We start from the raw sequence: 20,644 nt of genomic DNA, 5'->3' as shown, positions 1-20,644 counted from the left end.
GGGCTTTTGCAGCCTATTGCGACAACAAATGAGGAGCAGTCTTGTGATGGCCTTATGGTACAATGACAGGATGGGCTTGCTTCGTATAGGAGCTCCCCGAATAGGTGAAGAAAGCAGGTGCAGCGTGGATATCATACTATTTGCGGTTATTATATTCGTGGCGTCGATTCTCCAGACCAGTACCGGTTTTGGGTTCTCCATCCTGGCTACGCCGTTTCTGCTGTTGTTGTTCCGGCCCGCCGAGGCCATTCAGATTAATCTGATTCTATCGCTTGTCATATCGGCTGCCCTGGTTGCCAAAATCCGCAAGGACATCGACTACGGCATCCTTAAACGATTGGTGATCGGAAGCGCGGCAGGTCTCCCTCTGGGCATCGTTGTTTTTTCGCTCATCGATATCGGCTATCTGAAGCTGGGCGTCAGTCTGATCATATTGGCCCTGACCGTCATGCTGATGCTGAAGTTTAGAATAAACCAAAGCCGCGGCAGGGATTTGGCTGTGGGAGGACTCTCAGGCTCTCTAACGACGAGCATCGGCATGCCGGGTCCGCCCCTGCTGTTATATTTTTCGGGCACCGATACGCAAAAGGCCAAACTGAGAGGGACGACCCTGGCCTTCTATTTGTTCATCTACTCCCTGAGTTTGATCATTCAGGTGATCGTGGCGGGAACGTCCAAGACGGTCTGGGTATCGAGCGGAATCGCGCTGCCGCTGGTATTCATCGGGCTGTTTATCGGACAGCGTTTATTCAACGTCATCAACCAGCGCGTGTTTCAGATCTTTACCTATATCATTTTGATCTTTACCGGTGTGTATATGCTGATCGAAAGCTTGTAGCCATGCCAAAGAAGATGGCAGGATCATCATTTGGACTGCTCGAACAGCGTCTCGGCCAGCAAGGGAAACAGGTTATCAAAAGCATGCGTATTCCCGTCAAACACGTATCCTCCCGGATAAGCGGGATCCTGATCCCGGAATTGGAGCATGCGTTCATGCAGCTGCTGCGCCCAAGGGAGGTCATTGGTTTGCAGCGCCAGAATGATGGCCAGACCGTAAACGGCAGGCGACTCGTAGTCCGCGTCCGGTTTGCGGCTTTCACGGGTGTAGCGGCCTGCCAGCCGCTGATGCTGGCGGAATTCTCCCTTCAGGAACGCTATAAGATCTGTCGGCGGATGATTCATCTCGGCGAGATGGACGCCAACGATCAATTGGTCGATCAGATTGACCGATGCGTCGTACTCATATTGGCCGGAGCCGATGTGATAGGTTTTGGGATAGAAAACGCCGTCCGAAGGCATATGAGCGAGCAGGTTTTGATATCGTTTATAATCCTGGGAGGGTAGGATTCCGTTATCATGCATTTCGCGCAGTGCTGATAAGTCAACGTAGACCAGGCTTAACGCGGCGGCGGATTCATCCCGTGCAAAATCATGATAATCGACGAGGTAACCTTCGGTTTGAATCGCAAGGAGTGCAGACCCGATCCTTTTTGCCAATTGAAGGTATTCTTCCTCGCCCCAGCGATCGAACGCCTTCAGCAGGGCATCGAGGATTCGCAGATCATCGCCCAGCGCATTGGTTGTGACCTCGGATTGACCGTCCGGTCTGAGCTTCCATTGGATATAAGGCTCTTGCTCCTGATTAAGAAAATAGGTGGTAAGAAGCTGGACGCTGTCGTCGAACCGGGCTCGATTGCCGGATACCACGGCAGTCTGCATCCAAAGCCCGAGCGATTCGGATAACGCTTCCCGACCGGCAACGATGTCCGGATTCTCGGAAGCAGCGGGTTTAAGATAGGTGGCAATGGTACCGTTATCGTTTGTCATATGCTCTTCAATGAACGCTGCGGTCAAATCAGGATTCTCCTTGTTCTGGATGATCCAGCAGGCTATGAGGACGATGCCGGCAAGGGCAAGAACGACGATGATCGCAAGAATGGCTTTCTTGCGCGTTGAAATCCGGTTTGTCATAGGTTCACCTCGACCATACTATTTCGATATTCAACAGGTTAAAGCCTTTAAGGAAGACTGGGCGGCGGTGAAATAGCCCCCTGGCTGTAGGAACGGTTATACTTCCCTAAAAAAGGCTGTACCTGATGTTGGAAGCTCCAAGTCATCAAAGGTACAGCCTTTCTTGTATAAGCGTATAGCGATTATTGCAGACTGACGATGGTTAGTCCTTGATCCTGCAGGCTCTTAATGATCTTCGGTAACGCATCCACGACCGCCTGGGATTCATGGAGGAGAATAATGGAGCCGGAAGCTTCGATGTGCTGGACATAATCCAGGATTTTATCCTCGTCGCGAGTCAGCCAATCCTCGGGATCCCGGTTCCAGAGCACCACTTTATTGCCTTGCTGGCGGCTTAACGCCTCGGTCCGGTCATCAAAGGCACCGTAAGGCGGACGGAAGAGCACCAGCTTCTCATCGGTAATATGCTCAATGAGATCGGCCGCGCGGGTCAATTCCGCCTTTTGTTCTTCATAAGTAAGGCTTGGCATCTGGCTATGGGTCATCGAGTGGCTGCCGACGGAGTATCCGTTGGCATGGATGGCCTTGACGTAGTCCGGATGTTTTTTCACATTGGTGCCGACAAAGAAGAACGTCCCGCCAACCTCGTGTTTCTTCAAGACGTTCATGATATCCATGGAGTGCTTGGATGGCCCGTCATCGAACGTAAGGGCGACATACCCTTTAGGGATGCTGTAGGAGATGAAATCCTTAAGCTCCAGCTGTGGAACGGCAGCCGAAGTCTTGATCTCCTTCCTCGGTTTGCTATCCGCTTCCTTCTCCACGGAGGCGGCTACAGGTTTGGCGATCATCGCATTCCGGTTCTCGGCAAGCAATTGGATGACCGTTTCAACCTCCGCTGCGGCGGTTATCGCAGCTTCATGCCCGATGTCACTCGGGTACGAGTAATTAAATGAACTTAGCAATACCACAAAAATCAAGCTCATTAAGGTTGCGCTTGCCAGCTTAAGCGGAAGCCGATGCCGCTTTCTTGCAGAGTGCGTGGTGTTTAGATTTCCATCGGTCTGTACCTCTTCGGCCAGACCCGGTTCGGATGGAGGCGCAGACAGGAAGGGCAGGGTAGATACAACGTCCAAATGCCGGATAGCCTTGATCGCCTCTAATTCGTTCCTGAAGTGAACGGAGCAAGCAAATGAAAATCGCTCGCCATGGTCACGATATGTACGCGTAATGGAGCCTATGTATTTGTGTTGGATGGCATCCCATGTTGTATGTAAAGATAACCGGTATTTGTGAACCCCGTCAAATTCCGATACGGTCGCTATATTCGCTATGGTTTCATGATCGGTTAACCACAACAGCTCCGCCGATTCCGATAAGGATAGCTTGATTCGCAGAGCAAAAGCCTCGGTATCCCTCTCGATCGCCAGCAGCTCAATGACTTTTCCATAGGAGTCAGACATGACGGCCCTCCTTTCTCTAGATGTTCATGCAGTGATTATGCTTATTCCGATGGTGTGTTGGGAGCCGATGTTTTTGGTGAGAAGGAGAAGGACATCTTCTCGGTAAAATCATTGATGGTCTGCATCAATTTGGCTTTATCGTCCAGAATGTTCTGGTACTGCTCCGCATACTTCTGGTTTGCAATCTCCAGCTCGCGCACCTTCTCTTCAAGCGCGTTGATCTTGAGCATGCTCTGATATTGGGTGTTGTTAGACTCTTCGTAGAGCTTGTTGTACTTGGCGGTTTCGGTCTCCAGCTGGTTGGAGAGCTTCTCGTACGCCAGGTTCGATGTCAGCTGGTATTCCTTGTAATCCTCCAACAGCTGGTCGTAACTCATCTGTTTGTTGGTCAGCACGTTCTCGAGCTCGCGGATTTCCTTGTTCTTCTCCTGGACCAGCTGATCGCGCTTGATCTGTTCGTGCTTATACCGGTTGATCGTCTCGTTGGCGGTAAATAGCTGATCCTCCAGGCCCTTGTTCTTATAGGACAGCAATTGCCGCTCCTTCAGCATGTTCTCGATCGAAACGATGACGTCGAGGCCGATTTTGTCCTGGTTGTCCTTGGAGAAAAGATGCTTGCTGCTCTCCGCGGCGGGCAGTTCAGGCTCCGCGGAATATGCCGGCTCTTCTTCGACGGTTACGGCAATTTCCTGGTGTTCGGCACTGTTCTTCTCGGGTTGGTTCTGGTTCGAGCGGGCATTCTTAAACCAGGCCATTCCCTTTTTTTCTGTTTCCCTGGCCAAAATATCAACTCCTATATATTTCAATGAATGCAGCATGAATTTAGGATAAAAGACCCTATTAATAGTCATCGGTAAAAACACCCTAAAAACTTTGCCCTTTGACCCTATGAAAATAAAAAAAAGCCCCGCAAGCGAGAGGGGGCTTTTTAGAGGGCGGATCTTCCGGTTTATGCGGCCTTTCGACCCGCCTATATTCATGAATTGAAACGAACGCGATGCTTCGACTTATTCCGTCTTCTTTATGGTCAGCTCCGGGGCGATAACGTCGACCCGGTTCGTCCAAATCCCGCCGCTGTAGTCGTCCGGCAGCCTTTCCAAATCCGCTACGGAGTCAAAGCCCTCCGACCAGCCGCCGTCCCCGGCCACGAGGATGACCCGCGTATTGATGCTGTCCATCCGGTTTAGGAATTTATCCGGCCATCCCCATAAATAACGGGCATATTTCTCCGGTATATGAAGCTGGGTGTTGCGGCAAACCGATGGAAGGTAGCCGCTCCAGCCGGCCCCGGCGTAGGATACGAGACAGCTCTTGAGCGTATCCATGGACATGACGCGCAGCGAGGGGAGCTGCGATTTTAACGTGCGGATCGGCTGGTCATCCCCGTAAACGGTCAGCTGGCTGAGACGCTTCACCGGCAGACCGGACAGATAATCGGCCAGTTGTTTTCCTTCTTCAGGGTCCGTGCTTTTGATATGGATCAGAAACGCGCCGTCCGGGAACGCCTCCAACACCTCGCCTAACGACGGAATCAGCCCGACTCCCTTTCCCCGAAAAGGATACGTCGCTCCCTGGTCGGCCGTGTAGCCGTACCCGATGTCTATGTTTTTCAGCTCGTCCATGGTATAATCCTTGACCGAGCCCTCCACGTTGGTGCGGCATTCCAGCGTCCAGTCATGGAACACGGCGAACTGGCCGTCCTTGGTCGGTTTGATATCCAGCTCCACAATATCGGCGCCTGCCTCGAAGGCGGCTTTCATGGACGGAATGGTGTTCTCCAGGTAAGCGTGCTCCGGCACATAGATGCGGGAGGCGGTACACGTGTCGGCTTCAATGCCTTCCATCGTGAAGGTCTGCCCAAGCCCGCGATGTGCCAGCAGAAGCGGCTCGCCGTCACGGTCTTTGGTGAACAGGGATGAATTGTTAACGAACAAAAACACGAGCAACACAACAAAAAACAGTATGATTTTCTTCCATCTTTTTAGTTTTCGCATGATCCAATCCCCCAAAATCGTATACAATATGCAATAGTAGATTTATATTTTTCTCTTTCTCTAAACGAAGTTCTCTATTTATATCCTTCTTTATTCAATCTTAGTGATTTTGGGCGCATACTCAATGGCTGGAACATAACAATTGCATAATAACGAACTAACAAATACGAATGAGCGAGTATATGGGAACAGGAGGGAGCATGATGGACAAATCCTCCTTTTTGATGGTGGAGCGGGGAAATCCCTACGAACGCGGGGACGTTATAGCTTTGACCAAACCGATCACGGTGCTTGGCCGCAAGGGCCAGCATTTTGATCCGGATATCGCGTTTGACAATATTTTTGTGTCCCGGCGGCATGCGGCGCTGCTGCATCGAAACGGGAAGTTCAGCATCAAGGATCTGAACAGCAAGCATGGCACCTTCGTTAATCAGGCACGGCTGGCTCCCCATGATGAAATACCCCTTCAGCATGGAGATACCATCGTGCTTGCAGGAGATCTGATCGTGCTGTCCTTCTCCATCCTCAGCATGGATGAGACGATGGACATTACCCCGCTGATCAAGCAGCTGGCGGCGGTTGAGGGCTCCGGCGGGCTTAAGCTGAATCCTTTCAAGCAGGAGCTGGTATACGGCGAGGACGTGTACGTTTTTTCGGAAAAAGAGTACAAGTGCATGGAGCTGCTCGTCAATCACCAAGGACAGTTCGTGTCCAAGGAGCAGCTCAAGGCATACGTTTGGCCCGAGCGAAGCTACGGGACGGACGAAGTGCCCGATGTGAGCTCGGAGGAGCTGAATGCGCTGATCTACCGGGTCCGCAAGAAGACGAGGGATATTTTGGCCATTGAGAGCATCCGGGGAAAAGGCTATATTTTGCAGTCGACGGCTGAATGACGATCGCAAAAACAAAAACGCAATGAAATCTAAGGAACCATACAAACGGCAGGCCCTTCCTCCATGCAGGAAGGGCTTGCTTGCATGAACAGGACAAATTCGATGGCGGTGAGAGGGAAATGGCAGGCCCCAGCGAACTGTTATAGCATGGAAGTTTCGAATGAAACGACAATCGAAGGGGATGTGCAGAGCAGATGAATATGGAGCACGTGCAGCAAAACGGCATTGCCGTTAACCAGCTAGGTTATCGGGGCCGGGACGCCAAGATTGCCGTCATTGCCGGTCAGGGCGGACGGTTTCGCATCGTCAATGCGCGAAACGGCGAGGTCGTATGGCAGGGGCAGACGGCGCCTGCCATAGAGGATGCGTCCAGCGGGCAGACGGTAAGCAGAGGGGATTTTACGGCATGGGAAGCACCCGGTACCTATCGAATCGAGACGGAGGCTGGGCAGTCGTCGGTACCTTTTGTCATTGCCGACGATGTATATGAGGATGCCCACCGAGCAATATTGAAAGCGTTTTATTATTTCCGGTGCGGGACGGCTTTGGATGAGCCGCATGCGGGGCCTTGGAAACATGAAGCCTGCCATCTCACGCAGGCCATCGTTCATGGACATGAATCGCGGCGGGTGGATGCTTGCGGAGGATGGCATGATGCCGGGGATTATGGCAAGTACGTCGTGCCTGGCGCCAAAGCCGCCGCCGACTTGCTGCTGGCCTTCGAGCTGTACCCCGAAGCGTTTGCCCAGCCGCTGCCGCTGCCGGAAAGCGACGGCCGCATGCCGGATGTGCTGCATGAATGCCGGTATGAGCTGGACTGGCTGCAGCGCATGCAGGATGAGGAATCGGGGGGGCGTGTTCCATAAGCTCACGACGCGGCAGTTTCCGGCGGGAGACGTCATGCCGGAGGACGATACGGCCCCGCTGTACTTGTCGCCGATCTCGGCAACGGCAACCGGCTGTTTTGCTGGTATCATGGCCATGTCGGCACGGATCTATTCTCCCTATGATGAAGCCTTCGCCGCGAGCTGCCTGAAGGCAGCGGTTCGGGCTTGGGCATGGCTGGAGGAGCATCCCGACGAGCCGGGCTTCCGCAATCCGGCTGATATTGCTACAGGCGAATATGGCGACGGCCAGGATGCGGACGAACGGTACTGGGCAGCGGCAGAGTTATACCGTACAACGGGGGAGACGCCATATCATGAGGCTTTCCAAGCTTTAGCCATGCAGGACTCTTTCGGAAAGTACGAGCTGGGATGGGCGGACATGGGCGGTTACGGGACGTTTGCCTATCTGATGTCGGAGCAGGAAGAAGAGCCCGAGCTGGCGCAAGAATTGATGGCGGGCCTGCTGCGGCGTGCGGGTGAGCTTGCTGCTGTCAGCGATCGGGACGGCTATGGCCTCTCGCTTCTGCCGGATCAATATATCTGGGGCAGCAATATGCTGGTCATGAACCACGCGATGCTCCTGTTGGTGGCGGGAAGACTGTCGGGGTCCGAGGACTTTGAGCGGCATGTGCACGAGCATGTGCACTATGTATTCGGGGCGAACGTGATGGGGACAAGTTATGTTACCGGATATGGGGCGAGGCCGATCCGGCATCCCCATCACCGTCCTTCCGAAGGCGACGACGTGGAGGAGCCGGTTCCGGGCCTCGTCTCCGGCGGTCCGAACAAGGGGCTTCACGACGATTATGCGCGTGAGCACTTGGCCGGCAGGGCGCCCGCAGCCTCTTTTGCCGATGTGATGGAGAGCTATTCCACCAATGAGGTGGCTATTTATTGGAACTCGCCGGCCGTGTTCGTACTTTCTCATTTTGTATAGAAAGAGCATTACATAGAAAAAGAAACGCCGAGAGATTCTTGACGTTTCTTTTTTTGTAATGGACTGAGGATTCTTCCATCTCCAAAGAGTCGAGTAAAGCATGGGCTTAATTTATCGTGATCGCTCGGTGAGGCTTGCTGTAATGGCTTGTTCCGCCCCCGCCAACCAGAACTTTTCCTCCTCTTCTAAACACCAGCAGCTTGGTTAGTCCGCCTGCCAGCAGCACCTCGACTTTGGCATGGTTCGAAGTAGCGATATAAACGACATAACCGCTTTTCGAAAGCACGGTTCTCCAGTTGCCGTCAAACTCCGATCTCAAGACGCGGTTGGAGTAAACTTGATTTTCCATTCGATCCGATTGCGTTGTTCTCATGGTGTACGCTCCCTCCATTCATGGCCAACGTGGGAAATGACCGTGCTGTCGCTGCATCATTTCCTATCTATTCTATGCAGCTGCAGATGATAGGTTTGGATGCTAGCCTCTTAATTTCCCCTTCACCAGCGGATGAAGCACCGTGGCAGCAATGCCGCAGACGATGCCGACGACGGTACCGGTCACGATGCTGCTGATGAAGGCGAAGGTTCTGGTCAAAAAGCTGTTGGCTGCTGCAGGGAGGTCGGCCAGGTTGCCCCCTAGAGCCGGCGGCGTTTCGAAGGCCATATTCCATAACAGCTGATGCGTGATGCCAAGAAACAGCCCATAGACGGCTCCGACGGCCATTAAGGGCAGAAAAGGGTGTTGAACGTGATGCCGCTTGCGGAGTACATAGAGTATCCAGACGATCGGGGGAATGAAGACAAGCAGCCGATTGATGATCCCGTGGGGATCGACCCATTGCAAATCGTGGGCAATGACGCGGGGAACGCCGAGCAATGCCAGAAGTATGATTGAGAGCATCGGCAAGCCGTTGTTATTTCTTCTTTGTATGTTCATCTCGCAATTTACCTCCGTAACCTTGAATTTTAGATTCCCGATGTTAGCCGAGATGGTTTTAGTTTACCGAAGGCATGTTGTGAACTTATGACGAGGGTATACGCAATCCGTGAAATTACGCCGCTTCGGCTTGAAACTTGGAATATACAGGATCAAGGAGCGGGCTTGTTCTACGAATGAAACCGCGTCAGGACTGCATTTTCATAATGATGACATGATCCATTTAAAATTTGTCAACAATATTCTTGACGAAACCCGCTTTTCCTTTCGTTGAGCCTTTTGCCGGGCTGACTTAACATAGAGGTGTCAGATGAAAGCAACACTACAACATTCAGCTTTATTTTCAAATATGACTAGGAGGTCAGTACGATGTCCAACGAGACAAATACAAACGCTTCCAAAGGCATTCGCGTAAGGGTTCAGCAGCTCGGCCGGCTCCTTAGCGGCATGGTGATGCCGAATATCGGCGCGTTTATCGCTTGGGGCCTGATTACGGCTCTGTTCATCCCGACCGGCTGGTTCCCGAACGAGAAGTTGGGAGCTCTGGTTGACCCGATGATCAAGTATCTGCTTCCGCTCTTGATCGGTTATACGGGCGGACAGATGATCCACGGCAAACGAGGTGCGGTTATCGGTGCGGTTGCCACGGTCGGCGTTATCGTCGGTGCAAGTATTCCGATGTTCCTTGGCGCCATGATTGTCGGCCCTCTGGCTGCATGGGTATTAAAGCAGTTCGACAAGCTGATCGACGGCAAAATCAAATCCGGCTTCGAGATGCTGGTGAACAACTTCTCGCTGGGGATTATCGGCGGTGCGCTGACGCTGCTGGCCTACACCGGAATTGGTCCCCTTGTGCAGGGCATTACCAAAGTTCTTTCAGCCGGCGTTGACGTACTGGTCGATGCCAACCTTCTGCCGCTGGTCAACATTATCATTGAACCGGCGAAGGTATTATTCCTCAACAATGCGATTAACCACGGGATTTTCAGTCCTCTCGCTACAGAGGAATCGGCTCGGATCGGCCAATCCGTCCTGTATATGCTGGAATCCAATCCGGGACCCGGGCTGGGCATTCTTCTCGCCTTTTGGTTCTTTGGACGCGGTTCTGCCAGATCCTCCGCGCCGGGGGCGGTTGTGATTCACTTCCTGGGCGGTATCCATGAGATCTACTTCCCTTATATTTTGATGAAGCCGGTCCTCATCCTGGCCGCTATTGCGGGCGGCGTGGCCGGAACCTTCACCTTCCAGATTCTTGGAGCGGGACTCGTGGGACCTGCGTCGCCAGGCAGTATCCTTGCTTATTTCGCCATGGCGCCTAAGGGCGGCCTGGTTCCGGTGCTGGCCGGTGTCCTTGCTGCAACGGTCGTTTCCTTCGTGATTGCGGCATTGCTGCTCAAAACGGGTAAACAAACAGAAGAAGAGCCGAATTTGGAAGAAGCATCCGCCAAGATGAAAGAAATGAAAACCGGCGGCATGAACGACCAAGTTGCCCCAGCTTCTGCGGCTGTGGCTAATCTGGACAAAGACAACGTGAACAAAATCGTGTTCGCTTGCGATGCCGGCATGGGTTCCAGCGCGATGGGCGCCTCGGTATTGCGTAAGAAACTTCAGCAAGCAGGCGTCAACATTACCGTTGTGAACTCGGCGGTAAGCGAAATACCGGATGACGCGGATATCGTCATTACCCAGAAGACTCTCACCGAGCGGGCCATCGCCAAGAATCCGAATGCCGAGCATATCTCGATCGACAACTTCCTGAAGAGTCCGAGATATGACGAGCTGGTGGAACGACTCAAAGACTAACATAAGCTTGAACCATATGACACGCTGGCGTATTTACGCCGGCGTTGTCTCCATTTCATGAAGAAGGGAGCCATGGATCTGGGACACATTACTGCCCGCCAGCGACAAATCCTTCTGCTCCTCATGAGCAGGACCGATGGCATGACGGCTGCAGAAATAGCCGCTGACGTTGGGGTCAGCGTCAGGACGGTTCACCGGGAAATGGAGGAGATCGAGAAGGACCTGCAAGGTACGGGCGTTGTGCTTCTCAAAAAGTCGGGAACGGGCATCCGGCTGGAAGAAGAGAAGCCCGAGGGGTTGTCCCTGCTGCGACGATCCCTGCTTGCGGGGAAGCCGGCCGATTATTCCGTGGAAGAACGCAAAATCCTCATGCTGTGCGCTTTGCTTGAGGCGGATGAGCCTATCAAATTGTTTGCTTTGGCCCATAGTTTGAAGGTTACCGTTCCGACTGTGAGCAATGATCTGGATGAACTGGAGCCGTGGATGAAGCGGTTTAACCTGAAACTCATACGGCGCCGGGGCTACGGCATCGAAATCGACGGCGCGGAAGGCGTAAGGCGAAGGGCGATTGGCAGGCTCGCCGAGGAATATCTGGATTATTCCGATCTTGTCGGTGACGGATACAGCGACACGCGGGAACCGGTGACGGCCCGGCTGCTGTCCATGATCGATAAACCGGCTTTGCTGGATGTAGAGAAAACCTTGTGGGATATGAATTGGGATTGGACGGAGGATCTTAGCGAGAGTGCCTACACTTCGACGCTGATCGCGTTATCGGTTTCCGTAAACAGGATCAAGCGGGGACGGGGCATGGAAGCTGCCGATATCGCCGGGTACCCTCCTTCCCCTGTTTCCGTCGAGGAGGCGGGAGATTTTGTGGGTCGCCTCGGCGAGACACTGGAAATGAATTTCCGCGAATCTGAAATGATCTATATCGCCCAATTGTTTGAGGCGGCGAAGAACATGTCCGAGGTCAGCGAACTGGTTCATGCGGACGTGGAAATGGTGGAGATCGCCCATCGCCTGATCGAACGGGTTCAGGGGCGCACCGGCATTCCGTTCCAGGAGGACCGCACGCTGCGGGCAGGTCTGGTGGAGCACATCGGGGCTGCACTGAAACGGATTCGGGAAGGGACCCGGATCCGAAACCCGCTGCTCAGTCCGATTCGGAAGGATTATGAGGAATTGTTCGGGATCGTCCGGCGCTCGGTCGACGAGCTGAAGCTGGATTTAAGCATCCCGGATGAAGAAATCGGGTTTCTGGTTATGCATTTCGGAGCATCGAGCGAACGGCTGAACCAGCCGGAACACCATCTGAAGGCCATCCTGGTATGCTCCAGCGGACTCAGCTCCTCAAGGCTTCTCGGGACAAGGCTGAATAAGGAGATGCCGCAGATCGAGGTGCTCGGCAACGTATCGTGGTATGAAGCGGCGCGGATCCCGAAGGAGCAATATGATCTCATCATATCGACCATTGATCTGCCGCTGCCGAAGGATCGATATGTAAGACTAAGCCCGCTGCTGACGGCGGATGATAAAGAGGCGCTGCTTCGATTCATCCAGAGCACATCCTTCGAACCGGCCAGCAGCAGGGCTGCCGTCAGCCGAATCGAGGAAGATCGTAAAGCTGCATCTTTCGAGCGGCTCCGCATGCAGGCCGCCCTGATGAACGAAATCGTATCGCTTCTGGACGGCTTCCATGTCTACCATCTGGATAATCTTCAGAATGATTTGCAGGGCACTTTGAACGAGGCTTTGGTTAAGGTATATGAGCAAGGGGCTGTCCGTGATGCGGAGATGGTGAAGGAGCGCCTGCTTGAACGCGAAAGGATGGGTACCCAGCTTATTCCCGACACGACGCTGGCTTTATTCCATACGCGAAGCCGCTATATCACCTGGCCTTCGCTGTCCCTGTTCAGGCTGGCGCATCAAGCGCCGCTTGAGGATGGGGCCCAGGCGGGCGTCATTCTGCTGATGCTGGCACCGAAGCAGCTTCCGAAGGAGAGTCTGGAGGTGCTCAGCGAAATCAGCGCCATGCTGCTTCGCTCCGAGCTGATCGAGCTGATGGAGCGGGGCGGCGAGGAAGAGATTCGATCCTATTTGGCGGAAGAGCTGCAGCATTTTTTCAATCACAGACCATAGAAAGAGGGAGACTAACATGAATAACATACTGTCCAAAGATAAAGTCGTACTGAACGCAAAGGCTGACAGCAAGAGCGAAGCCATCCGCATGGCCGGGAATCTGCTTGTGCAGGCAGGCCATGTATCGGCCGATTACGTGGATAAAATGCTGGAACGCGAAGAAATTGCGTCCACTTACATGGGCGGGGGACTTGCGATTCCCCATGGCACGAAAGAAGCGAAAGGCATGGTCATCTCCACGGGATTGTCGATCGTCCGCTTCCCGGAAGGCGTGGATTTTGGCGGAGACGAGCCGGCGTTCATCGTCATTGGCATCGCGGCTGCCGGCGGCGACCATATGGAGATTCTGACGAATGTGGCCATGATTTTCACGGATGACGAGAGCATCGAGAAGGTCATGAATGCTTCCAGCGAGGAGGAGATTCTGGCCATCTTCGAGGGAGGAATGGGCGCATGAAGGCAGTCCATTTCGGAGCGGGCAACATCGGACGCGGTTTTATAGGGCTCTTGTTGTCGCAGGCCGGTTATGAGGTTTGTTTTGTCGACGTAAACGAAGAGCTGGTATCAGAGCTGAAGGCGCGCGGGGAGTATCCCGTAACCCTGGCCAGCGAAGGGCAGGAGACCACGGTGGTCAAAGGCATCACCGCTCTCAATAGCGCCTCGGAACCGGAAGCTGCCGCGCGTGCGGTAGCGGAAGCGGATCTCGTCACGACGGCGGTCGGCGTCAACATCTTGAAATTTATCGCCGGCACCATTGCCGAGGGGCTGAAGCTTCGGCTGCAAACGGACTCGGCATCGCCGCTTCATATTATTGCATGCGAGAACGCCATCGGCGGCAGCTCGCAGCTGAAAGAGCATGTCTATGGGAAGCTTGATGACGAGACGAAGCGTAAGGCTGACCGGCTCGTGGCTTTCCCGGATGCAGCCGTAGACCGGATCGTGCCGCTGCAGCAGCATGAGGACCGTCTGAAAGTCGTGGTGGAGCCGTTCTATGAGTGGGCTGTGGATCGCTCGCAGATGTTTGAGGATTATGTCTCCGTTGAAGGCATTCACTACGTGGACCGCCTGGAGCCGTACATTGAACGCAAGCTGTTCACGGTGAATACCGGACACTGCTCGGCTGCGTATGTAGGCTTTCTGAAAGGCTATGAAACGATCCAGGACGCCATGAAGGACGAGGCGGTGGCAGGCCATGTCCGCGCGGTGCTCGAGGAAACGGGAGCTGCGCTCATACACAAGCACGCCTTCGATCCTTCCGAGCACCAAGCATATATTGACACGATCCTGGAGCGGTTCCGCAATCCCGCGCTGACCGACGAGGTGTCCCGCGTTGGCCGCTCCCCAATCCGGAAGCTGTCCCCGGGCGATCGCCTGGTGTCGCCGGCCATGCTGGCTTTCGAGAGCGGACTCGCATATAAGAGCCTGGCGAAATCCATGGCGGCGGCCCTGCTGTTCGATGTTCCGGAAGATCCGGAAAGCGTTGAGCTCCAAGCCTCCGTTCGGGATATTGGCGTAAGCGACACGGCTTCCCAATATACCGGCATTGCCGGAGAGCATCCCATCATGGGTGAAGTAATGGAGCAGTATGAGGTCTTGAAGGCCGAGCTCGAAGCGAATGCATAATCACTGGAAATATAATGATAAGCCCCTGATCCTCCTCGCGGAGATATCAGGGGCTTTATGCATAGCGGGCAGTTCCACATGCTTCAGAATGTGTTCGCTTCGTTGGCGCTGATCGGTTGAAACTATCATTAGGTATTAAATACCAAATATTCCATCCATAATATTTCAGAAAATTTTCGCTTATTTTCGAAATAAAGAGTACACTAGAAGTAAGAAACTACAAAATGGATGTGATGAGCATGGCAGAAGAACTGATCTTGACCCAGGAGGGCTACGATAAACTCCAGGAGGAACTTGACGATCTCAAGTATGTAAAACGCAAAGAATTAGCGGAACGGATCAAGCTCGCGATCAGCTATGGTGACTTGAAGGAGAACAGCGAGTACCATTCGGCCAAGAACGACCAGGCATTTATGGAAACGCGCATCATCATCCTGGAAAAAACGCTTAACAACGCCCGGATCGTCGACGCTAAGGATATAAGCTCGACTACGGTGAATGTCGGTTCGAACGTGGTCCTGAACGACATCGAGTTTTCGGAGAGGCTTGAATATCAGGTGGTCGGCCCGGCTGAAGCCGACGTGTCGAACAATAAAGTTTCTTATGAAAGCCCGCTCGGCAAAGCGCTGATGGGCAAAGCGGTAGGCGATAAAGTCCACGTGGAAGCGCCGATGGGCATCGTGAAGTACGAATTGCTGGAGATCAAGGCGCTGTAATCGCCGATGGATCAACGAATATATAGATGCAAAAGGCGTAACCGGGTGCCACATGTCCGGTTACGCCTTTCTTATGCTCGTCCCGGTTAAGGGATCGGCTTTTCATGCCTGTTGGAGCCCTTTAAGCATTAGCCATCACGGCCTTGCGCTCATACATATAGCAGGCTGTTCCCAGAATGAAGGCGAGCCCTACCAATCCGGCGCCCACCCAAGGCAGGGCCGTTAAGCTTAAATGCGTAATGACCAATCCCCCGATAAAAGCGCCCGCCGCATTTCCGAGATTGCCCGCGGAATGGGTTGCTGTGGAGGCCAGTGCAGGAGCAGATTGGGCCAGACTCATCACGCGCACCTGCATTCCCGGCATAACGGCGAAAGAGGCGGCTCCCCACAGCACGATGGTCAGCACAGCCGTGACCGGGTGATGGATGGTCACCGTGAGGATGGTCAGAATGACGGCCGTCGCAAAGTAAACGCCCAGGATGGAGGGGAGCAGTTTCCAGTCCGCCAGCCTGCCGCCCACGATGTTGCCGACGGTCACGCCGATACCGAACAGGATCAGAATCCAGGTGACGCTGGGTTCCGCAAAGCCCGTGATCTCAATCAGCAGGGGCGCGATATAAGTGAAGACGGCGAACAGGCCGGCATTGCCAAGCGCGCCAATCAGCAGGAAGAGAAGAAGCTGGGGTCTAATGATGGCCGTGATCTGCTGAACGATGCTTGTCGCTTGCTCCTGCCGTATCTTCGGTATGAAGATCAGGATGCCGATCAATGCCAACACGCCCATGATGGCAATCGCGCCGAATGAAGCGCGCCAGCCCATCGTTTGGCCGATGAAGGTACCGATCGGAACCCCGATGATATTGGCTATCGTTAATCCTGCCATCATGATGGACACCGCTCCGGCACGCTTGTCCGGCCGCACCAGATTGGATGCGATGACAGCGCCCACGCCAAAGAAGGTCCCGTGCGTCAGCGCGGTCAACATCCGTGCACCCATCAGAACGGCATAGTTCGGAGCGAAGACCGAGATGCCGTTGCCCAGGATGAACAGGCCCATGAGCAGCAGTAACAGCTTTTTCTGCGGAATTTGGTTAGTAAGGACGGTCAGAATAGGGGCTCCTACGGCTACCCCGAGGGCATACATCGTAATCAGCTGCCCGGCAGACGCGATGCTGACATTCAGATCATCGGCCACATTGGGGAGAATCCCCATAATGACAAACTCCGTCATGCCTATGGCAAATGCACCCACGGTGAGAGACAGTATAGAGATGGGAAAGGGTTCTTTGCCGCTTTTTTTCCCAGTGGCGTGTTGCGAAATATCCATGGTGTTCAAGTCAACCTTTCTGCTCTGTATGTTAAAGATATAATCCCAATCTCCATTATGGGTTTTAAAGAGGGACTGTTACATATTATTTAACGTAGCTGGCTGATAATCAAGAACTTTATTTTTGGGAAACATGGGCACCCTGTTAAGGCAGACTCTCCATGAACAGGAGAGCTTGTCCGTCACGTAAGAGCTGAAGAGCGCCCTTGTGGGCACTCTTCCCGTAAGCAGGCGCTATTGAGGTGGCCTGTGGGAGCGGATTGATCCATTCCTCTTGATATAATAGCATCAGAAACAGGTGAACGACTCGATACTTCTTAAGTCGAGCCCTGAATATACCCACATCCATCCCGTCCATCGGAAGCCGGCAACCGAGGTTCGGCCAACAAAAGTCGGGTAAAACCAGAAGCCGGGTCCACGTGTCGGCCAAATATAGGTATTTCTGAACAAACAGCCCCTAATCGCTCCTGGATCAACTGCGAAGGTACTGGCCATAGGCTGTTGGGGGACAGATGTTGGAGGCGGGGATGAGGGCCCTTGCATCGGTCCCTGGGGTCCTTGCGGCGGCATAAATGCCATAATGGATTCACTCCTTAATCGGGTTATTAGGTTTGAAGTGCGCGGGAGGCTTGCCGAGTAACAATGTAAGCCCTTCTTCTAGATGTAAAGCAAGGTGATGACAAGCAGTTCGAAGAGGACAAGTGGCAGGATGACATTGTTATAGTAACTGGGACCGAAGCCGCGCTGGTTTCCGTATCCGGGCATGCTCAAGTACAGAATCCCTTTTTCGCAATGCATAATAGTCCCTTCGAAAACATCGCCGTCAAGCGTTTCGACGCGAACTAGCTGATTCGCATGCCGTTTGCATAGTTGGTGGATATGATCGCGAACCGATTTGATGTTGTGCTTCATGCTGGGTTCGGCTTGATATAAGGTTTGTTCCTGGTGTCCGGGATATTGAATGCTCATATGGAAAAGACCCCCATCGTGAATTAGTCATACATAGTCCCATCCTATGCGAACGCCCAGAGAGGGGTGATAATGGCTGCGGAATTTTCTGCATGGGCAAATAAGCCGATCAGTGATACGATTTAGATCAATACATGAATAGAGGAAGTGAACGTTAGTCGTGATCGATATAACCATCCCCAAGCCGGACGTCACCATAACCAAGCAGGATGCTCCGGAACTGAGCCATATTTACGGATTTACGGATTTCCACCTGATTCCGAGAGACCGGGGCGGGATTTTCATGTTCTACAACAGCAAGGAGGAGCTTCTGTTCGTTGGCAAAGCTAGAAAGCTGAGACCGCGGATCAAGAAGCATTTTGAAGATAGCGTCTCCCCGATCAAGGAGCATCGGAATGAGGTGACGAGCATCGAGGTTTGCGTCATTGAAGACGCCGTGCATAGAGAGATATATGAAACCTATATCATTAATGAATTCAAGGCCAAATACAATGTGGACAAGGTGTTCTTTCGATAAGGAATACGAACGGTAAAGCGAAGAGGAGCAATAAGCGAGGTCAGGTAAGGAGCCGCGTTTGTTGCTTTTTTTGCGCTGTGATAAAAATAAATTGAAAAAAAATCTAAATATTCCTTTACAGGAATATTCCCTTTGTGGTATATTCGAAACAAGAAGAACGGCAGCAAAAAAGAAGCCGAAAAAAGAGGTGATGATGGTGACGGGAACAGAGAGAACAGACAATCACCGTAAACGCTATAACAGCGGGTCTGTACCAGTCATCACGACAAGATGGAACTGACCACATTTAACGCACTAGCCGAACCAAGCCGTTTTCGTATCGTGAATCTCCTGCAGAAGGGACCGCTTACGGTAGGGGAAATCGCCGAACGTCTCGACATTCGGCAGCCTCAAGCCTCGAAGCATTTGAAGGTGCTGCTGGATGCCGGACTGGTCGAGGTAAGGGCGGATGCGAACCGACGGAATTACATGCTGCGGTCGGAGCCGTTTCAGGAATTGGACCGTTGGCTCGATAATTACCGCCGCATATGGAACGAACGGTATGACAACTTGGATGATTACTTGGAGAAGCTGCAATCGGATATGAAGAAACAGGAGTAAGCACCATCTAATTCGAGGAGGAATATATAATGACAAGCAAAATGATTACACGGGTAGAAGGTCAAGTGATCGTACTGGAGCGCGTATTTAATGCACCAAGAGAGCTGGTATTCAAGGTGTTCTCTGATGGAGAGCATCTGAAGCAGTGGTGGGGGCCTCGCGGATGGGACGTAACCGTATCCGACATGGATTTCCGTCCCGGCGGCCAATGGCATTACTGCATGAAGTGCATGGATCAGAATCAAGGGGATTTCTACGGCATGGAATCCTGGGGGAAATCGGTCTACCAGGAAATTGAGGAGCCGGAGAAAATCGTCTACATCGACTATTTCTCGGATGCGGAAGGCAATATTGCGGAGGGCATGCCCGCAACCACGGTGACGATGACGTTTGAGGAAGTGGATGGAAAGACCAAGCTGGTCAATCGAGGGGTATATGAATCCGCTGAAGCGCTCCAAACGGTATTGGATATGGGAATGGAAGAAGGCATTACCCAAACCTGGGATCGCTTGGAGGAATACTTGGCATCGAAACAATAAGCCCATTTCAAATGCATGGTTAAAAGGCAAAAAGAATGGCCGGAATCCGTATGGATCCCGGCCATTTTTGGATTCCATATGAATCGAATCCACCGATTTCACGTTATCAGTTAACTTGTAACTTGAAAAATCCGAACCAAAAGTTCAATATAAAGATAATTGCAAGATGATTAACGATACGGACTGCCCTAGGCGGAAAGCATCGATAACCTTTGCCTGCGGTTCTGACCGCGGCAAAGGATAATAGGAGGAAAACATAATGGAAATTGGGGTTAGCTCGTTCGTGGAGACGTGGCCGGATGTGAAGACCGGCGAAGTGATGAGCCATGCGCAGCGGCTGCGCGAGGTGGTTGAGGAAATCGTCCTGGCCGATCAGGTGGGATTGGATGTGTATGGCGTAGGGGAGCATCATCGCAAGGATTATGCGGCGTCTTCGCCTGCGGTCGTTCTTGCCGCGGCTGCGTCGCAGACGAAGTGGATTCGGCTGACCAGCGCGGTGACGGTGCTGTCTTCCGCGGATCCGGTACGGGTCTTTCAGGATTTTGCCACCTTGGACGCGATTTCGAACGGACGCGCGGAGATTATGGCCGGCAGGGGTTCGTTCATCGAATCGTTCCCGTTATTCGGCTATGATCTGAGTCATTATGACGAGCTGTTCGAGGAGAAGCTGGAGCTGCTGCTCAAAATCCGAGAGTCGGAAAAAGTCACCTGGCAGGGCGAGCATCGCCCGGCGATCCATAACTTGGGCGTCTATCCGCGTCCGGTTCAGAATCCGCTGCCGGTGTGGATCGGAAGCGGGGGCAATTCGGAATCGGTTGTGCGCGCAGGCCTGCTCGGCCTCCCGCTGGTGCTGGCGATTATCGGCGGCAGTCCCCTGCAGTTTGCGCCGCTGGTCAAGCTGTATAAAGAAGCGGCAGCTCATGCCGGGCATGATGTGTCAAAGCTGCCGATCGGCTCGCATTCCCACGGATTCATTGCGGAAGAAACCGAGCTGGCAGCGGACAAGTTCTTCCCTTCGACCCAAGCCAGCATGAACGTGCTGGGACGGGAGCGGGGCTGGGGGTACTATGACCGGGCAAGATTCGATGCGGCCCGCAGCTTCGAAGGTGCGCTGTATGTAGGGGATCCTGAGACGGTGGCCGAGAAGATCATTCACCTGCGCAAGCATGTGGGCATTACCCGCTTTATGCTGCATGTGCCTGTGGGAACGATGCCTCACGACGAAGTCATGAGAGCCATCGAACTGCTGGGAACCGAAGTCGCCCCTCGGGTTCGCAAGGAAATCGACCGCTGGGAAGCCGCTGGGGAGCCTGCGGAGTAAGCAGACTT

Annotated in this window: 22 protein-coding genes; 14 read left to right on the top strand and 8 right to left on the bottom strand. The window is 53.2% G+C overall.

Annotated elements, in window-relative coordinates; all coding sequences use genetic code 11:
* The first annotated feature begins 124 nt into the window (after positions 1-124).
* The gene (locus tag MHI43_RS31405) at positions 125-838 is read left to right on the top strand and encodes a sulfite exporter TauE/SafE family protein (RefSeq protein WP_036659603.1); all 714 of its coding nucleotides are present in this window, start codon (positions 125-127) and stop codon (positions 836-838) included.
* Positions 839-864: 26 nt separating this feature from the next.
* Here MHI43_RS31405 and MHI43_RS31400 read toward each other — a convergent pair whose 3' ends face one another.
* The 4 genes from MHI43_RS31400 to MHI43_RS31385 form a co-directional block, all read right to left on the bottom strand.
* Positions 865-1,971, bottom strand: a complete 1,107-nt coding sequence (locus tag MHI43_RS31400; RefSeq protein ID WP_036659460.1) for a glycosyl hydrolase family 8 — start codon at positions 1,969-1,971, stop codon at positions 865-867.
* A 182-nt stretch (positions 1,972-2,153) separates the two neighbouring features.
* Positions 2,154-3,434, bottom strand: a complete 1,281-nt coding sequence (locus tag MHI43_RS31395) for a polysaccharide deacetylase family protein (RefSeq protein WP_036659459.1) — start codon at positions 3,432-3,434, stop codon at positions 2,154-2,156.
* Between the two features lie 41 nt (positions 3,435-3,475).
* The gene (locus MHI43_RS31390) at positions 3,476-4,216 is read right to left on the bottom strand and encodes a hypothetical protein (protein ID WP_015738005.1); all 741 of its coding nucleotides are present in this window, start codon (positions 4,214-4,216) and stop codon (positions 3,476-3,478) included.
* Positions 4,217-4,441: 225 nt separating this feature from the next.
* Positions 4,442-5,428 (bottom strand): glycerophosphodiester phosphodiesterase family protein, encoded by a 987-nt coding sequence (locus tag MHI43_RS31385; protein WP_036659458.1) that lies wholly within the window; start codon positions 5,426-5,428, stop codon positions 4,442-4,444.
* A 203-nt stretch (positions 5,429-5,631) separates the two neighbouring features.
* On the opposite strand from MHI43_RS31385, the gene MHI43_RS31380 reads away from it, so the two are divergent.
* The 3 genes from MHI43_RS31380 (at position 5,632) to MHI43_RS31370 (ending at position 8,145) form a co-directional block, all read left to right on the top strand.
* Positions 5,632-6,321: an FHA domain-containing protein gene (locus tag MHI43_RS31380; RefSeq protein ID WP_015738003.1), complete on the top strand. Its 690-nt coding sequence runs from the start codon at positions 5,632-5,634 to the stop codon at positions 6,319-6,321.
* A gap of 194 nt (positions 6,322-6,515) precedes the next feature.
* Positions 6,516-7,187, top strand: coding sequence for a glycoside hydrolase family 9 protein (locus MHI43_RS31375; protein WP_261979485.1), 672 nt, complete (start codon positions 6,516-6,518; stop codon positions 7,185-7,187).
* A complete protein-coding gene (locus MHI43_RS31370) occupies positions 7,177-8,145 on the top strand; it encodes a glycoside hydrolase family 9 protein (protein WP_261979484.1) in 969 nt (322 codons plus the stop codon). Before MHI43_RS31375 ends, MHI43_RS31370 begins: the two co-directional genes overlap by 11 nt.
* 106 nt (positions 8,146-8,251) lie before the next feature.
* On the opposite strand, the gene MHI43_RS31365 is transcribed toward MHI43_RS31370, so the two are convergent.
* A complete protein-coding gene (locus tag MHI43_RS31365) occupies positions 8,252-8,518 on the bottom strand; it encodes a hypothetical protein (protein WP_015738002.1) in 267 nt (88 codons plus the stop codon).
* 102 nt (positions 8,519-8,620) lie between these two features.
* Positions 8,621-9,079, bottom strand: a complete 459-nt coding sequence (locus MHI43_RS31360; protein ID WP_015738001.1) for a hypothetical protein — start codon at positions 9,077-9,079, stop codon at positions 8,621-8,623.
* Positions 9,080-9,448: 369 nt separating this feature from the next.
* On the opposite strand from MHI43_RS31360, the gene MHI43_RS31355 reads away from it, so the two are divergent.
* The 5 genes from MHI43_RS31355 (at position 9,449) to greA (ending at position 15,363) form a co-directional block, all read left to right on the top strand.
* Complete coding sequence (locus MHI43_RS31355) at positions 9,449-10,882, top strand: PTS mannitol transporter subunit IICB (protein ID WP_015738000.1); 1,434 nt, start codon at positions 9,449-9,451, stop codon at positions 10,880-10,882.
* A gap of 72 nt (positions 10,883-10,954) precedes the next feature.
* Positions 10,955-13,024, top strand: a complete 2,070-nt coding sequence (locus MHI43_RS31350) for a BglG family transcription antiterminator (RefSeq protein WP_036659457.1) — start codon at positions 10,955-10,957, stop codon at positions 13,022-13,024.
* Positions 13,025-13,040: 16 nt separating this feature from the next.
* Positions 13,041-13,481 carry a PTS sugar transporter subunit IIA gene (locus MHI43_RS31345; protein ID WP_009591149.1) on the top strand — a complete coding sequence of 147 codons (441 nt, stop codon included), beginning with the start codon at positions 13,041-13,043 and terminating at the stop codon, positions 13,479-13,481.
* Complete coding sequence (locus MHI43_RS31340) at positions 13,478-14,647, top strand: mannitol-1-phosphate 5-dehydrogenase (protein ID WP_015737998.1); 1,170 nt, start codon at positions 13,478-13,480, stop codon at positions 14,645-14,647. Before MHI43_RS31345 ends, MHI43_RS31340 begins: the two co-directional genes overlap by 4 nt.
* Before the next feature lie 239 nt (positions 14,648-14,886).
* Positions 14,887-15,363: a transcription elongation factor GreA gene (gene greA, locus MHI43_RS31335; protein WP_036659602.1), complete on the top strand. Its 477-nt coding sequence runs from the start codon at positions 14,887-14,889 to the stop codon at positions 15,361-15,363.
* A gap of 121 nt (positions 15,364-15,484) precedes the next feature.
* Here the strand turns inward: greA and MHI43_RS31330 are convergent, their stop codons facing one another.
* Complete coding sequence (locus MHI43_RS31330; protein ID WP_036659455.1) at positions 15,485-16,690, bottom strand: MFS transporter; 1,206 nt, start codon at positions 16,688-16,690, stop codon at positions 15,485-15,487.
* Positions 16,691-17,347: 657 nt separating this feature from the next.
* The gene (locus MHI43_RS31325; RefSeq protein WP_015737995.1) at positions 17,348-17,659 is read right to left on the bottom strand and encodes a hypothetical protein; all 312 of its coding nucleotides are present in this window, start codon (positions 17,657-17,659) and stop codon (positions 17,348-17,350) included.
* Positions 17,660-17,819: 160 nt separating this feature from the next.
* Here MHI43_RS31325 and MHI43_RS31320 point away from each other — a divergent pair, with 160 nt between their 5' ends.
* The 5 genes from MHI43_RS31320 (at position 17,820) to MHI43_RS31300 (ending at position 20,636) form a co-directional block, all read left to right on the top strand.
* Positions 17,820-18,176, top strand: coding sequence for a nucleotide excision repair endonuclease (locus MHI43_RS31320; RefSeq protein ID WP_015737994.1), 357 nt, complete (start codon positions 17,820-17,822; stop codon positions 18,174-18,176).
* Between the two features lie 61 nt (positions 18,177-18,237).
* Positions 18,238-18,456 carry a hypothetical protein gene (locus MHI43_RS31315; protein ID WP_036659452.1) on the top strand — a complete coding sequence of 73 codons (219 nt, stop codon included), beginning with the start codon at positions 18,238-18,240 and terminating at the stop codon, positions 18,454-18,456.
* Positions 18,447-18,776, top strand: coding sequence for a metalloregulator ArsR/SmtB family transcription factor (locus MHI43_RS31310; protein WP_015737993.1), 330 nt, complete (start codon positions 18,447-18,449; stop codon positions 18,774-18,776). The genes MHI43_RS31315 and MHI43_RS31310 overlap by 10 nt, the downstream gene beginning before the upstream one ends.
* A gap of 29 nt (positions 18,777-18,805) precedes the next feature.
* Positions 18,806-19,315 carry an SRPBCC domain-containing protein gene (locus MHI43_RS31305; RefSeq protein WP_015737992.1) on the top strand — a complete coding sequence of 170 codons (510 nt, stop codon included), beginning with the start codon at positions 18,806-18,808 and terminating at the stop codon, positions 19,313-19,315.
* Positions 19,316-19,574: 259 nt separating this feature from the next.
* Entirely contained in the window at positions 19,575-20,636 is a 1,062-nt protein-coding gene (locus tag MHI43_RS31300) for an LLM class flavin-dependent oxidoreductase (RefSeq protein ID WP_015737991.1), read from the top strand.
* The last annotated feature ends 8 nt before the right edge of the window (positions 20,637-20,644 follow it).

Origin of the sequence: Paenibacillus sp. FSL H8-0457 (assembly GCF_038051935.1) — a bacterium.
GTDB lineage: Bacteria > Bacillota > Bacilli > Paenibacillales > Paenibacillaceae > Paenibacillus_AQ > Paenibacillus_AQ lautus_A.
This window is presented reverse-complemented; position numbering and strand designations above follow the sequence as displayed.

Bases quoted from the DNA above. Each gene is read 5' to 3' on its own strand.
- MHI43_RS31400 (WP_036659460.1), bottom strand. From the start codon at position 1,971: ATGACAAACCGGATTTCAACGCGCAAGAAAGCCATTCTTGCGATCATC.
- MHI43_RS31395 (WP_036659459.1), bottom strand. From the start codon at position 3,434: ATGTCTGACTCCTATGGAAAAGTCATTGAGCTGCTGGCGATCGAGAGG.
- MHI43_RS31385 (WP_036659458.1), bottom strand. From the start codon at position 5,428: ATGCGAAAACTAAAAAGATGGAAGAAAATCATACTGTTTTTTGTTGTG.
- MHI43_RS31380 (WP_015738003.1), top strand. From the start codon at position 5,632: ATGGACAAATCCTCCTTTTTGATGGTGGAGCGGGGAAATCCCTACGAA.
- MHI43_RS31375 (WP_261979485.1), top strand. From the start codon at position 6,516: ATGAATATGGAGCACGTGCAGCAAAACGGCATTGCCGTTAACCAGCTA.
- MHI43_RS31365 (WP_015738002.1), bottom strand. From the start codon at position 8,518: ATGAGAACAACGCAATCGGATCGAATGGAAAATCAAGTTTACTCCAAC.
- MHI43_RS31360 (WP_015738001.1), bottom strand. From the start codon at position 9,079: ATGAACATACAAAGAAGAAATAACAACGGCTTGCCGATGCTCTCAATC.
- MHI43_RS31355 (WP_015738000.1), top strand. From the start codon at position 9,449: ATGTCCAACGAGACAAATACAAACGCTTCCAAAGGCATTCGCGTAAGG.
- MHI43_RS31350 (WP_036659457.1), top strand. From the start codon at position 10,955: ATGGATCTGGGACACATTACTGCCCGCCAGCGACAAATCCTTCTGCTC.
- MHI43_RS31345 (WP_009591149.1), top strand. From the start codon at position 13,041: ATGAATAACATACTGTCCAAAGATAAAGTCGTACTGAACGCAAAGGCT.
- MHI43_RS31340 (WP_015737998.1), top strand. From the start codon at position 13,478: ATGAAGGCAGTCCATTTCGGAGCGGGCAACATCGGACGCGGTTTTATA.
- greA (WP_036659602.1), top strand. From the start codon at position 14,887: ATGGCAGAAGAACTGATCTTGACCCAGGAGGGCTACGATAAACTCCAG.
- MHI43_RS31330 (WP_036659455.1), bottom strand. From the start codon at position 16,690: ATGGATATTTCGCAACACGCCACTGGGAAAAAAAGCGGCAAAGAACCC.
- MHI43_RS31325 (WP_015737995.1), bottom strand. From the start codon at position 17,659: ATGAGCATTCAATATCCCGGACACCAGGAACAAACCTTATATCAAGCC.
- MHI43_RS31310 (WP_015737993.1), top strand. From the start codon at position 18,447: ATGGAACTGACCACATTTAACGCACTAGCCGAACCAAGCCGTTTTCGT.
- MHI43_RS31305 (WP_015737992.1), top strand. From the start codon at position 18,806: ATGACAAGCAAAATGATTACACGGGTAGAAGGTCAAGTGATCGTACTG.
- MHI43_RS31300 (WP_015737991.1), top strand. From the start codon at position 19,575: ATGGAAATTGGGGTTAGCTCGTTCGTGGAGACGTGGCCGGATGTGAAG.